14 protein-coding genes are annotated in these 12,558 nt (G+C 42.4%); 8 read left to right on the top strand and 6 right to left on the bottom strand.

What is annotated here, in order from left to right; all coding sequences use genetic code 11:
* Positions 1-103 precede the first annotated feature (103 nt).
* Positions 104-760, bottom strand: coding sequence for a Crp/Fnr family transcriptional regulator (locus AC2CZC_RS04030; protein ID WP_484583910.1), 657 nt, complete (start codon positions 758-760; stop codon positions 104-106).
* A gap of 312 nt (positions 761-1,072) precedes the next feature.
* On the opposite strand from AC2CZC_RS04030, the gene AC2CZC_RS04025 reads away from it, so the two are divergent.
* Positions 1,073-1,291, top strand: coding sequence for a uroporphyrinogen decarboxylase (locus AC2CZC_RS04025; RefSeq protein ID WP_484583909.1), 219 nt, complete (start codon positions 1,073-1,075; stop codon positions 1,289-1,291).
* Here the strand turns inward: AC2CZC_RS04025 and AC2CZC_RS04020 are convergent.
* Both AC2CZC_RS04020 and AC2CZC_RS04015 read right to left on the bottom strand, forming a co-directional pair.
* Positions 1,288-2,931 (bottom strand): amidohydrolase, encoded by a 1,644-nt coding sequence (locus AC2CZC_RS04020; protein ID WP_484583908.1) that lies wholly within the window; start codon positions 2,929-2,931, stop codon positions 1,288-1,290. The two genes, AC2CZC_RS04025 and AC2CZC_RS04020, sit on opposite strands and share 4 nt — an antisense overlap.
* A gap of 124 nt (positions 2,932-3,055) precedes the next feature.
* On the bottom strand, positions 3,056-3,265 hold the full coding sequence (locus AC2CZC_RS04015; RefSeq protein ID WP_063361461.1) for a hypothetical protein: 210 nt from the start codon (positions 3,263-3,265) through the stop codon (positions 3,056-3,058).
* Between the two features lie 207 nt (positions 3,266-3,472).
* Here AC2CZC_RS04015 and proB point away from each other — a divergent pair, with 207 nt between their 5' ends.
* From proB to gltX, 4 genes are all read left to right on the top strand, one after another.
* Positions 3,473-4,591: a glutamate 5-kinase gene (gene proB / locus AC2CZC_RS04010; protein ID WP_484583907.1), complete on the top strand. Its 1,119-nt coding sequence runs from the start codon at positions 3,473-3,475 to the stop codon at positions 4,589-4,591.
* Positions 4,592-4,639: 48 nt separating this feature from the next.
* Positions 4,640-5,593, top strand: a complete 954-nt coding sequence (locus AC2CZC_RS04005) for a GGDEF domain-containing protein (RefSeq protein ID WP_484583906.1) — start codon at positions 4,640-4,642, stop codon at positions 5,591-5,593.
* A gap of 133 nt (positions 5,594-5,726) precedes the next feature.
* Entirely contained in the window at positions 5,727-6,092 is a 366-nt protein-coding gene (locus AC2CZC_RS04000) for a glutaredoxin family protein (RefSeq protein WP_484583905.1), read from the top strand.
* 92 nt (positions 6,093-6,184) lie between these two features.
* Positions 6,185-7,672 (top strand): glutamate--tRNA ligase, encoded by a 1,488-nt coding sequence (gene gltX, locus AC2CZC_RS03995; RefSeq protein ID WP_484583904.1) that lies wholly within the window; start codon positions 6,185-6,187, stop codon positions 7,670-7,672.
* 22 nt (positions 7,673-7,694) lie between these two features.
* Here the strand turns inward: gltX and AC2CZC_RS03990 are convergent, their stop codons facing one another.
* The 3 genes from AC2CZC_RS03990 to AC2CZC_RS03980 all read right to left on the bottom strand — a co-directional run bounded on the left by AC2CZC_RS03990 (position 7,695) and on the right by AC2CZC_RS03980 (position 9,554).
* The gene (locus AC2CZC_RS03990; protein WP_484583903.1) at positions 7,695-8,138 is read right to left on the bottom strand and encodes a MarR family winged helix-turn-helix transcriptional regulator; all 444 of its coding nucleotides are present in this window, start codon (positions 8,136-8,138) and stop codon (positions 7,695-7,697) included.
* Positions 8,135-8,617: a glutathione peroxidase gene (locus AC2CZC_RS03985; RefSeq protein ID WP_484583902.1), complete on the bottom strand. Its 483-nt coding sequence runs from the start codon at positions 8,615-8,617 to the stop codon at positions 8,135-8,137. Before AC2CZC_RS03985 ends, AC2CZC_RS03990 begins: the two co-directional genes overlap by 4 nt.
* Before the next feature lie 73 nt (positions 8,618-8,690).
* A complete protein-coding gene (locus AC2CZC_RS03980; RefSeq protein WP_484583901.1) occupies positions 8,691-9,554 on the bottom strand; it encodes a LysR family transcriptional regulator in 864 nt (287 codons plus the stop codon).
* 151 nt (positions 9,555-9,705) lie between these two features.
* On the opposite strand from AC2CZC_RS03980, the gene AC2CZC_RS03975 reads away from it, so the two are divergent.
* From AC2CZC_RS03975 to AC2CZC_RS03965, 3 genes are all read left to right on the top strand, one after another.
* The gene (locus tag AC2CZC_RS03975; protein ID WP_484583900.1) at positions 9,706-10,860 is read left to right on the top strand and encodes an iron-containing alcohol dehydrogenase; all 1,155 of its coding nucleotides are present in this window, start codon (positions 9,706-9,708) and stop codon (positions 10,858-10,860) included.
* Positions 10,861-11,030: 170 nt separating this feature from the next.
* Positions 11,031-11,669 carry a cytochrome b/b6 domain-containing protein gene (locus tag AC2CZC_RS03970; protein WP_484583899.1) on the top strand — a complete coding sequence of 213 codons (639 nt, stop codon included), beginning with the start codon at positions 11,031-11,033 and terminating at the stop codon, positions 11,667-11,669.
* Positions 11,670-11,855: 186 nt separating this feature from the next.
* Positions 11,856-12,551, top strand: coding sequence for a DUF3581 family protein (locus AC2CZC_RS03965; protein WP_484583898.1), 696 nt, complete (start codon positions 11,856-11,858; stop codon positions 12,549-12,551).
* The last annotated feature ends 7 nt before the right edge of the window (positions 12,552-12,558 follow it).

Raw genomic sequence — 12,558 nt, 5'->3', positions numbered from 1 at the left:
AACAGACCTAACTTTATCCAAAAATTCACGTTTAATAATAACACACTGATCTAGAATTGGGATCTGAACGTCACAATGTTAATGAAATTATAATATATCAAATTTAGAGCTGAGAAAAACTGTCTACAAAATCGTTAAGTGCGTTTAAGTCAACAGGCTTTAAACCGGCACTTGTTCTTTCAATTAGGCCCTTTTGTACTAGCTCGCTCACAACGCGTCGGTAAGCACGTTCGGTTGTGGCAAATCTTTCCGCTTCGGCACTGACAGTAGAATAGGCACGGAGTAATGTTGAGTGTTTATCTTCTGCTCTCAATAGGCAATCTTTGGCGATATTGTAGCTCAGAGGCAGTAACAATTTATCAAGATTTATTTTTTGGTTCTCGGTAAATTTAGCGGCAATAGTCTGAGCGGTATATAAACTTAGATCTGGTTGCTCTAATAGTAGTTGTCGCCAGTGCTTTAGCTCGATCAAGTTATATTGCACATCGCTTAAACAGGTTACAGTGTATATGCAAGGTTGATTATTGAGTGCTTCTATTTCGCCGATTAAAGTGTTGTTACAGTCTAACTGTCCAAGAAGTAAGCGTCTTCCATTACCGACATCGTAACTGAAAGAAACAGTACCACTTCTGACCAAGATCAATTTACTAAGCGGTTCATCTTGGTGGATTAAGATTTCTTTTTTTCGATGTTGAAAACTATTACCCGCAAAACTGAGTAGTTGCTCGACCAAAGTGGTTGAAAAGTGATATTGGAACATCTGGTTAGCTCTCGGACAATTGTCCTATTTATTAAATTAGTATAAAGATAGCATGAACTGAGTTATTCAAAGCTATACACATGACTTCTTTTAAGACTTTATTCTCGCTTATCCTTAACTAAGTGAATTAATTACTCTGCAGTATAGATGTGGACTAAACTATTAATAACTCTACTGATTTATCTAGTAAGTGTGTAGAAAACTAATTTGCACATATGCAGTTTAGGCTTAAAAGAAGCCTGTAATTATCCTTAAAATGACTTGAATATCGTTTTAACCGACAATGCTAACCTAACTGAGAGGAGAGAACAAATGACTTGGGAATATTTAGGCTACCTAGCTTCTGTCTTTTTAGTTGTGTCTCTTATGATGACTAACGTCACCAAACTACGCTGGTTTAATTTAGCTGGCTGTATTTGCTTTACCATTTACGGCGCCATGATCAGTGCATGGCCTGTTGTTTTGACCAACGGATTACTCGCATTGGTCAATATTTATCATCTGTTTAAGTTAGCTAAATCAAAAGACTAATTGCGTTTATACTTTAGCTCTCCCGCGATCCATGTCTGTTCAACCTGAATGTTGAATAACTGATTGTGGTTGATTTTAAAGTAATCACGATCAATTAAAATAAAGTCAGCCCACTTTCCATGCTCCAAGCTGCCTAGCTTAAATTCTTGAAAGGCAGCATAAGCTGCGTCTAGGGTGAATGCCTGCAATGCTTGTTGCTTGCTTAGACGCTCCTCTTTTCGCCAGCCTCCTTCGGGATGCTGCGATTTATCCATTCGCGTTACGGCGGCATATAGACCGTCAAATGGATTCGCAAGTTCGACGGGAAAATCAGAACCAGCCGCAACTTTAACCCCTTGCTTAAGGAAAGTTTGCCATGCATAAGCACCTTCAAGTTGAGATTTTCTTAGGCGCTTCTGTGCCATATGCATATCTGAGGTCGCATGTATAGGCTGCATTGAGGGAATGATTTTTAACTGTTTGAAACGAGCGATATCTGCAACATCAACGATTTGGGCGTGTTCGATACGATTTCTGAGTAATTTCCCGCCAGTATCTTTAAAGACTTTTTGATAGCTATCCAAGACAATGCGATTTGCACGATCTCCAATGGCATGCGTATGCGCACTAAAGCCATGTTTTACACTTAATCGTATTAGTGACTCCAGTGTTGGCTGTTGCTCAAGCATTAAACCTTTATGTCCAGGTCTGTCTTTATAATCTTTCAACAGGGCTGCGCCACGGCTACCTAGAGCGCCATCCGCATAGATTTTAACACTGCGTATGGTTAGATAATCAGTCTGCTCTTTAACTATGCCTGCTTTTAGCATCTCTTCTAGGTGGGGATCAGACGCGCTGAGCATGGCGTAAATTCTCAGAGGCATAGTGCGTTGCTGCGATCTGGTTTTATATAGTTGCCACGTTGCTTTATCAATACCTGCATCATGTACTGATGTGATCCCTAGACTCAGCAAGTGTGCGGATGCTTTGTCTAATGCTTTGTTGAGTTGAACGTTTGAGCGTTTGGGGATCTGTTGTAGGATAAGCTGTTCAGCCTTATCGATAAACACACCACTAGGCTGCGTATTGGCTAAACGAAGGATCTCGCCACCTTCAGGGGACTGCGTGTGTTGGCTGATATTTGCCAGTTGCATTGCTTTAGAGTTTACCCAAATCGCATGTCCGTCTACTCGGGTTAATACGATGGGGCGGTCGGCAACATATTTATCTAGGTCTGCAGCTGTTGGGAAAGTGCTTGGTGTCCATTTTGTTTGATCCCAACCTCTGCCAATTATCCATCCAGAAGGATTGTTTTTGGCATAACGTTTAAGTCGCTCTCCAACTTCAGAGACTGACTTTGCACTGCGAAGATTAAGACGAGATAGATTCTCACCTAGACCAATGACATGCCCATGTGCATCTATAAGCCCTGGTAACATGGTTAAGCCTTTACCATCTATGGTTGTCGATTGGGGGTATTGTTTGATGGTCTCTTTATCGCCTGTTTTGACGACTTTACCATCTTTGATGACGAGCGTATCAAATTGAGTAATTTCACCGGCGCGGTTGGGGGTGTAGCCATTCACATTGTGGATCACGGTAAAATGCGCGTGACTCAAGTGGCTTACTAGACATAAGCAAAGTAAGAGTAGTTTTTTCACAGCGATGCCTTTGTTGTTATATTTTATAAACCTTATAAATGAATTATTTTCTATTTTATATCAAGTATAAAAAATTAATTTGTTAAAGAGTAAGTTATACATGCTCTGGGAGGCGTGAGTTAAGTTACTCTTCTTTGTCGGCTTTAATTGCGATTTTGATGGCAATGATCACAATCGCAAACATTAAAAATGGCAATGCTGCGAGGCTATACTCAGCCCAATGGTTATTTTGGTAGCTCGGCTGCAAGATAAAATGTCCCCCAATACACAATGCGATACTGATCAACAGTAGGGGAAGCATTATTAATTCCTTTTTGTAATTTGGCTTTTTCATAGTCACCTCCTCAAATAGCAGTATACATCTGGTTTGCTTAAATAGAGATTGATACTGATCATAATCCACATGCGAGTTATTTGAAATGTGTCATGCAATGAGATTGAAGGCATTGAAATAAATTTCATTAGGTTGTTTGTTTAGTATCCAATTAGCCATGTGCATGTTATAAAAATACTCTGTTTTGAGAAGTTTGGATGTAAGTAGATGACTAATCGTAAAGTCATTGTTGTTAAGCTGGGCACTAGTGTGCTCACAGCTGGAGGAGCACTGTTAAATAAACCTCGGTTAGTTGATTTGGCAAGCCAGTGTGTGGCGTTAAGAAAGGCTGGCTGGCAGGTTATTCTTGTTTCCAGTGGAGCCGTTGCTGCAGGGCGTGCGGCGTTAGATAAAGATATTGGAAATTCAATTGCTGAAAAGCAAATGTTAGCTGCGATAGGGCAGGGGCAATTAATCCACTTATGGCAAAGCCTGTTTTCGATTTTTGATGTCTCTGTCGCACAGTTATTGTTGACCCGAGCTGATGTGGAAGATCGCGCGCGGTATTTAAACGCCAGAGATACATTAACGCAATTGCTACGTCATGACGTAGTGCCCATTATTAACGAAAATGACGCTGTGGCAACCAGCGAAATTAAAGTGGGAGATAACGATAATTTATCTGCGATGGTAGCAATATTGGCCAATGCAGATAGGCTTTTACTCCTCACAGATCAGTCTGGCTTATTTACTGCCGATCCGCGACAAAACCCGGATGCACGCCTTATTGAAACGGTGGGAGAAATTGATGAGCACATCATCGCACTTGCTGGTGGTGCTGGTACTTCGCTGGGCACTGGTGGTATGGCGACTAAATTACAAGCGGCTCAAATTGCGCAGCGTGCGGGAATTGAAACCCTGATAGCTAAAGGCAGTGAGTCTGATGTCATTGTTAATATTCATGCTGGCTTAGCAAAAAGTACCAAGTTTATTCGTTTTGATGCGCCGTTAGATGGACGAAAAAAATGGTTGTTATCAGGTCCTAGGTGCAGTGGATCGCTGATCTGTGATATTGGTGCTATTAATGCAGTTTGCTCGCAGGGGGCAAGTCTTTTGGCTAAGGGGATAACTGATGTGAGCGGACAATTTCAACGTGGTGATTTGATAGCGCTTAAGAGCATTCAGGGCAAAGTGATTGCTAAGGGGTTAGTGGCTTTTGACAGCCAGGAACTTCAGCAGATCAAAGGATTACATAGTGCACAGATAAACGAGGCATTGGGCTACCAAGGCGCAAATGTGGTTGTTCACAGAGATGACCTTGTCTTACTAGAGCACGTTGCAACCTAACTAAGAGGGGCTAAGCTATACTGTGTGAAGGTTTTTGGAGGCTTCAGTGTGGATATTTCGCCTTGCGGACATGAATTTGCGATTAGCTTGTTGCAGATACGCAGTGAAAATGACTTGTATAAGCGTATTCAGACAATCCTCACTGAGCTGCTTCCAGATATCCCTATGGCCATGTACCTCGCACCAAGTTTATCTGACAAAGAGCGCCTAAAGCTGCTCGCTTTATCATCTGCTAAAACACCGCCAGATTTAGAGTATTTATTAGCTCGGGCAGAGACACTTAAGCACCAGCACATTCTATTTGGTGATAATCATCTTTGTATTGTATTGAGAAGTAACAAAGCCATTATGGGTTTACTATGGATTGGTGAGAAGCTGCCGACGGCTCGAAGCTATTTGATTGGGCATTTGATCAATGTGTTTTATCACCAACTTAATACCTTGGCTCTGGGTCGCATAGATCCACTCACACAACTTTTAAATCGGCAAACATTTGATGACAAAGTGATTGAGATCACCACGGGTGAAGGGTTTGTCATTGAGCGGGAGCAGCAAGGGGTTCGGAAATGGTACTTAGCGCTGTTTGATATTGATCACTTTAAAATTGTAAATGATAATTTTGGTCATGTTATTGGCGATGAAGTGTTATTATTGGTTGCACAGCAGCTTAAAGATAACTTCCGCGCAGAAGACTTTGTTTTTCGCTATGGCGGTGAAGAGTTTGCTGTGTTATTTCAAGCTCATGACAGGAGTGAAGCAAGATCTCTATTGAATCGCGTGCGCAAAGTCATCGCAGCATTCAATTTCCCTCAAGTTAAAAAGCTCACCATCAGTATTGGTTACACAGTATTAGAAGAAATTGCTCAGGTGTCTGAGTTGGTGCATGAGGCTGATCTGGCGCTTTATTACGCTAAGAAGCATGGCCGGGATCAGGTTGTGGATTTTGAAGAATTAGGGATCGCCGGGCAAGCAAAAGCGGAAACAGACATTGAACTTTTTTAAGCCACTCTAAAGAGAAATACAGCCGTATTTGGTTTGATCTTCCGGTTACGAAATATACTTTTATAGGAACTTTTGCGCGTATGTTGCGCAGCTTTATGGTATTCTAGCGCCGATTTTGACTGGGAGAATATTCATGAAACTGATCCGTTGGTTGCTTGGCCGTCTTATCTTATTATTCGACTTTGTTTTTACACCAAGAAGTAAAAAACGCTCGGCGCAAGCACAGCAGCAACTCGACACCATTACGCAAAACCTAAAACTATATCAGTTTAAGGCCTGTCCTTTTTGCGTCAAAGTGAGACGTGCTGCAAAACGTGAAGGCTTAAAGCTTGAAACACGTGATGCAAAAAGCAATGCAGCATACCGCCAAGAGTTACTCGAACAGGGCGGAAAGGTCAAAGTGCCTTGTCTGAGAATTGAAGATCAAGGACGGGTAACTTGGCTTTATGAATCAGGTGACATTGTGAGCTATTTACAGGGTTTAGAGCGCTCAGCTTAACGCACAGTCAATGATGCTAGCTATTTTCCCTATGCTGAGGCTGTGCTAGCATCTCATTTAATATTTTAAGTAACAAATTTAAGAGACATATCATGACAATCCGTACACGTGTTGCGCCCTCTCCGACAGGTGATCCGCATTTAGGTACTGCTTATATCGCCCTTTTTAACTACTGCTTTGCAAAACAACAAGGTGGTGAGTTTGTATTGCGTATTGAAGATACCGATCAAGTAAGAAGCACACCTGAATCAGAGCAAGCTATTATGGATAGCTTACGTTGGTTAGGTCTTAACTGGGACCATGGTCCAGACGTTGGCGGTGAGTTTGGTCCATACCGCCAGTCAGAGCGCACAGAGTTATATCAAAAGTTTGCTCACCAGTTAGTGGAAGAAGGTAAAGCGTTCTACTGTTTTGCAACAGCAGAAGAGCTTGATCAAATGCGTGAAGAGCAAATGGCTGAAGGTCTTCGTCCTAAATATGATGGTCGTGGTTTACGTCTAAGCAAAGAAGAAATTCAAGCAAATTTAGACGCAGGAAAACCTTATGTTATCCGCATGACTATTCCTGAGGAAGGCACGTTTAAGTTTAACGATTACTTGCGTGGTGAGATTGAGATCCCTTGGGAAAACGTAGACATGCAAGTGCTGTTGAAAGCGGATGGTTTTCCAACTTACTTCATGGCGAACGTTGTGGATGATCATCACATGCAGATCAGCCACATTTTCCGTGGTGAAGAGTGGATCAACTCTGCGCCTAAGCTGTTAAAGCTGTATGAAGATCTAGGTTGGGAGGCACCTGTACTAGGTCACTTGCCTTTACTACGTAACCCAGATAAATCTAAGCTGTCAAAGCGTAAGAACCCGACTTCTATTAATTATTACAAAGAAATGGGCTTCTTACCTGAAGCTGTACTTAACTACCTAGGCCGCATGGGCTGGTCAATGCCAGATGAGCGTGAAAAGTTCACTTTAGCTGAGATGATCGAGCACTTTGATATGAAGCGTGTATCACTGGGCGGACCGGTATTTGATGTCGATAAGTTAAGCTGGTTAAACGGTTTGTGGATCCGTGAAAACTTATCAGATGAAGAGTTAATTCAGCGCTTTGTTGATTGGAAGTTCAATGCGCAGACACTGGCTCGAGTATTGCCTGAAGCAAAAGCACGTATTAATACGTTATCAGATCTGGTCGATCTTGCTGGCCACTTTGTTGGTGGTATACCCAGTTATGACCCAGCATTATTAACTGCAGGTAAAGCAGATGATGCCGTGATCACCCAAGCACTACAGTTCTTTATTTGGGAATTGGAAAAGCTTCGCAGCTGGAATAAGTCTGAGATTTTCGCAATTGCAAAAAATGTTGCGACGTTCCATGAATTAAAGATAAAAGAATTCTTGGAGCCGATTTTTGTTGCGGTCACCGGTAAGACTTCGTCAACATCTGTGGTGGATGCGATGGAAGTACTGGGCTCTGATCTCTCTCGTGCACGTCTACGTGTGGCGCTTAACCACATCGGCGTGTCAAAGAAACAGGCTAAAAAGCTAGAAAAGGCATACCGAGAGTATCCAACAATCGGCTAACCTGTGTCGCATGGTAAGTATCTTACTTACCATGCACTGCTGTGACCATTAGTTGGTCAAGCAGTTGTTTGAGCTCGATGAGTTTTTCTACTGGCATCTCAGTTTGCTTTAGCATTTGAGAGGGAATGCAAGCACATAAACTTTCTAAGTTTTTACCTTGCTCAGTCAGATGCACATAACATTGCCTTTCATCTTCACTGTCCCTTTGACGTGTCACTAATCCGTTTTGCTCTAACCTTTTTAACAAAGGGGTTAACGTATTGCTCTTGAGCTGCGCGCGCTCCCCAATGTCTTTGACTAACATGCTATCTTTTTGCCATAGGATCAGCAGTACAATGTACTGTGGGTAGGTTAAGTTATGCTGTTTCAGCATGGGCTGATATAAGCGTGTAATGTGTCTTGAAGCTGCATATAAGCTAAAGCAAAGCTGATTGTCTAAGTTCAATTCAGGGTGCTTGTCGCTCATGAAGTGTGTCCAAGCGCATTGATGATATCTGCTTTGATTTTTTCAGGCTTCGTGGTGGGCGCATAACGTTTAAGAGGTTGCCCATCTTTGCCAATTAAAAACTTGGTAAAGTTCCACTTGATGTTGTTGGTTAATATCCCAGGCAGTGCTGATTTGAGATATTGATAAAGCGGATGTGCCTGAGCGCCATTGACTTCAATTTTTTCCATCATGGTAAAGTCGACGCCGTAATTGATTAAGCAGCCTTGTTGGATCTCTGACGCACTGCCAGGTTCTTGTTTACCAAATTGATTACATGGGAAACCAATGATTTCAAGCCCTTCACCGTGAAGTTCTTTATGAAGTTGTTGAAGCCCTTCGTATTGCGGTGTCAAACCACATTGACTCGCTGTATTCACGACAAGTACAACTTTCCCTTTTAAATTTGAAAAGTCATAGGCTTGGCCCTGTAGGGTATTGGCAGTAAATTCGTAAAGCATTTATATCTCCAGTGATTTAATCGTGCACGATTTAAATGTTAGGCGATACACACGGTGATCGCAATAGAAAAGATCATTTTATGTGTGCAAGTAAAAAGTCGATCAGGAGTCGAACACGCAATGGCATTAAGTCTTTTCGGGGATAAACCAGCCAACTGGCATTATCGTTGACCTGATGCTCTTCAAGTAATGAAACAAGCTCGCCACTTGCTAGACTTTGCTCGGCAATGTCTTCCGCTAGGTGGGCGATCCCAAGACCTGAACGACAAGCATGCAGGATCGCTTGTGGGTTGTTACTTCGCCAATTACCAGAGACTTTGATCTCATCGATGCCTTCATCGCCAAGGAATCGCCAGCGATTGGAAATCGCAATCAGGCAATTATGCTGGGACAAGTCTTGTGGAGATCTTAAAGGAGGCGCTTTTGCCAAATAGTCAGGGCTTGCTAATAGTTTCATGTAGCGTGTACTGAGCTTACGGGCGATGAGTCTAGAGTCTTGCAGGCGCCCAAAGCGAATTGCTAAATCAAAGCCGTCCTCGACTAAATCGACATTGCGTGCATTGAAATCAAGGTGCACGTTGACCTCAGGATAAAGTTGGCAAAACTTAACAATGACAGGGGCAACTCGGTTTGCAACGAAATCGCCTGCACCAGTGATTCTGATCGGCCCTTTTGGGATGTGCTGGACGCCTTGCAACTCATTGTTGGCATCTATTAATGCGTGCTGAATGTCTTTCAATTTGGCAGCATAGGCAAGTCCTTCTTCAGTCAGTTTTATACTGCGAGTTGTACGCTGCAGTAATACCGTGCCCAATCTGGACTCTAACTGCTGTATTTGGCGACTCACATGGGAGGTGGAAACATCCAAAGCATTGGCTGCTTTGCTAAAACTACCATGCTCCACAACTGCTAAAAAAATATCTAACCCTTGCCACATATCATGTATCACCTGTGCAAATATGAGGGTGAATCATACTTCATTATTGCATGTGTGCAAAAGTGAATTGTCTTTTGAATAATGATCTTCGTTATGCATACCATTAAACTGTCTCGCAATTAAATAACATACCGTCATTGCAGGAGCAGTTATGCTTAACTTTAATTTTTACAACCCGACTGAGATCTTTTTTGGTGAAGGACAGGTAGCTGAAATAACCAAGGCTATCCCGAGTGAAGCAAAAGTATTGGTGGTTTATGGTGGGGGCAGTATCCATAAAAATGGTATTTATGAGCAAGTCAGTGCCGCTTTAAGCGAATTTAACTGGGGTGAGTTTGCTGGTATCGAGCCTAACCCGACTTATCAAACTTGCATGCAAGCTGTTGAAAAAATTAAGGCTGAAGAGTTTAACTATATTCTTGCTGTAGGTGGCGGTTCAGTGATTGATGGCAGTAAATTCATTGCTGCGGCTGCCAATTTTGAAGGCGAGCCATGGGATATCCTGAGCAAAGGCGCGGAAGTCAAATCTGCATTGCCAATTGGTGTGGTATTAACGCTACCTGCAACGGGATCAGAATCAAACAGCTTTAGCGTAGTGTCAAATAGCGAAACACATGACAAACTGCCGTTTGCTTCAATCCTTGTCCAACCTAAATTTGCAGTACTTGATCCAAAAGTGATGGAAACGCTCCCAACGAGACAATTAACCAATGGCGTTGTGGATGCATTTGTTCACACCATGGAGCAATACCTGACATATCCTGTTGATGCGAAGGTACAAGATCGATTCGCTGAGGGCCTATTGATGACATTGATGGAAGAGGGGCCAAAGCTGCTGTCAGATGACGTGGATTATAAAGTACGCGCCAATGTGATGTGGTCGGCAACCATGGCGCTTAATGGTCTCATTGGTGCGGGCGTACCACAGGATTGGGCAACGCACATGATTGGCCATGAGATCACGGCGGTTTACGGTTTAGATCATGCCCAGACGCTCGCAGTTATTTTACCAAGAATGATGTCAGAGCAAACAGAGCACAAACGAGAGAAACTACTGCAATATGCAGAGCGTGTTTTAGGACTGGATACCTCAGATGAAGCGCAAGCAATCGCATCGGCAATTGAATTGACAGAGCAGTTTTTCCACCGCGTTGATATGAAAACACGGTTAAGTGATTATGGCATAGGCGAAGAGGCGGTAGATAAGATCACGGCTCAATTGGAGCGTCATGGTATGACAGCACTGGGTGAACAACAGGCTGTTACACTGGATAAAAGCCGTCAGATCATTGCTGCGAGCTTATAAGCTATTAGCTGAGTTGGGCGTCAGATCGGCGCCCTTATTCATAATGATAATTTTTATTCTCTTACCTTTTGTCCTGCCGCAAAATTTCTACGTTTTATAACGCAAAACCATCGTTTTTGTTTATACCCTCAGGTACTCTTTACAATCACACAAAAATAATAGGGGCAATTATGATCAAAGTGTGGGACGGATTTATTCGAGGGTTTCACTGGCTACTCGCTATTGGCATTGCTGTTTTATATGTATCGGGAGACGAAGGCTGGCTTGATCTGCACTTTGTGACTGGATATGTGTTATTAGCATTGATGATCACGCGAGTTGCATGGGGTGTATTTGGTAGCGATACCGCCAAACTAAAAGCATTATTTCATCATCCAAAAGCGGTGGTTAAAGCACTTAAAAGTAAACGCGCGCACATTGGGCATAACCCTGCGGGCAGCATGATGGTGCTGTTTTTCTTTGTGGTTATTTTTGTCCAACTGATATCCGGATTAATGACCACGGATGACATTTTGATGGATGGGCCGCTAGTGAGCTATGTAAGTTACGATTGGGTAGAGCTTGCGGGTAGCATTCACAAGACCAATATTGATATTTTATTGGTTGGCATCGGTATGCATATCATTGCCATTTTACTGTACCGCATTAAAGGTATTAATCTGCTGAGAACTTTGCTGACAGGAAAAATGGCGTCATCAGATAAGGCCCCTGCCATTAAAAATGGTTTATGGGCATATGTTTTATTTATTTTAGCCGTGAGTGGTATTTTGTTTTTATGGGGAGGAGAGCCTCTCAGTGCGCTGTTGTAGTTTTAGCATTGTTCTTCGTCTTGCAGTGACATGCTTTTGTTATGTTCGTTTTGTTAATGTATTCAGATGCACACATAAAAAATGCAGGCGACATCAAAAGTTACAACATTTAGCATAGAGATATGACCTCTCTATGCTTATTTTCTGCTAATATAGCGCGATTTTCATGCAAGAAAGAAGTTAACTATGCTTACACCCTATTACCAACAAGAAACCAATAAACTCGTGATCAACCGTGAACAAGGCAGTCAATTTGCAAAGCAGGTGGCTGATGACTTCAACCCTTTGCACGATATTGATGCAAAGAAATTCTGTGTTCCTGGTGACTTACTGTTTTCATTGGTCCTTGATAAGTATGGTGTGAGTGAAAATATGCACTTTACCTTTGCAGGTATGGTTGACGAAACATCAGTGTTAGAGTTTCCTGAAGGCCGTGACGAGTTTGATATTGTTTCAAATGAAAAAACTATGTTGTCTGTGAAGCGCTCAGGCCAAAACAAGCAGTGTACTCAACTTGTAGAGAGCCTAATTAAAAACTATGTCGCCTTCTCTGGCAAAGCCTTCCCACATGTGATCATTCCACTAATGGGTCAGCAAGAGGTGATGATCAATCCGGCGCGCCCTATGGTGATCTATGAGTCAATGTCTATTCATTTGGATACATTAGACATTGAAGAGGTAACACTGGAAGCTGCAACGCCAGAGTTTAGTTATGAAGGTAAACGCGGCAAGATCATTCTGCGCTTTGAACTATTAAGTCATGGTGAAAAAGTTGGCTTTGGTGAAAAGCACATGCTGGTATCTGGCATTAAAGAATACTGCCAGCAGGCAATCGATGATTTGATTGCCTATTACAATGAGCGAAAAGTCACATTAAAGTAAGTAAAAA

Source organism: Pseudoalteromonas sp. MMG033 (assembly GCF_057197785.1).
Note: the sequence above shows the minus strand (reverse complement) of the source record. Positions and strands in the feature narration are given on the sequence as shown.

Excerpts from the sequence above, each read along its gene's own strand:
- AC2CZC_RS03985 (WP_484583902.1), bottom strand. The coding sequence starts at position 8,617 with ATGCTTTACGAATTTACTGCCAATACCCTACAGGGCCAAGCCTATGAC.
- gltX (WP_484583904.1), top strand. The coding sequence starts at position 6,185 with ATGACAATCCGTACACGTGTTGCGCCCTCTCCGACAGGTGATCCGCAT.
- AC2CZC_RS03990 (WP_484583903.1), bottom strand. The coding sequence starts at position 8,138 with ATGAGCGACAAGCACCCTGAATTGAACTTAGACAATCAGCTTTGCTTT.
- AC2CZC_RS03965 (WP_484583898.1), top strand. The coding sequence starts at position 11,856 with ATGCTTACACCCTATTACCAACAAGAAACCAATAAACTCGTGATCAAC.
- AC2CZC_RS04025 (WP_484583909.1), top strand. The coding sequence starts at position 1,073 with ATGACTTGGGAATATTTAGGCTACCTAGCTTCTGTCTTTTTAGTTGTG.
- AC2CZC_RS04000 (WP_484583905.1), top strand. The coding sequence starts at position 5,727 with ATGAAACTGATCCGTTGGTTGCTTGGCCGTCTTATCTTATTATTCGAC.
- proB (WP_484583907.1), top strand. The coding sequence starts at position 3,473 with ATGACTAATCGTAAAGTCATTGTTGTTAAGCTGGGCACTAGTGTGCTC.
- AC2CZC_RS03975 (WP_484583900.1), top strand. The coding sequence starts at position 9,706 with ATGCTTAACTTTAATTTTTACAACCCGACTGAGATCTTTTTTGGTGAA.
- AC2CZC_RS03980 (WP_484583901.1), bottom strand. The coding sequence starts at position 9,554 with ATGTGGCAAGGGTTAGATATTTTTTTAGCAGTTGTGGAGCATGGTAGT.
- AC2CZC_RS04030 (WP_484583910.1), bottom strand. The coding sequence starts at position 760 with ATGTTCCAATATCACTTTTCAACCACTTTGGTCGAGCAACTACTCAGT.
- AC2CZC_RS04015 (WP_063361461.1), bottom strand. The coding sequence starts at position 3,265 with ATGAAAAAGCCAAATTACAAAAAGGAATTAATAATGCTTCCCCTACTG.
- AC2CZC_RS03970 (WP_484583899.1), top strand. The coding sequence starts at position 11,031 with ATGATCAAAGTGTGGGACGGATTTATTCGAGGGTTTCACTGGCTACTC.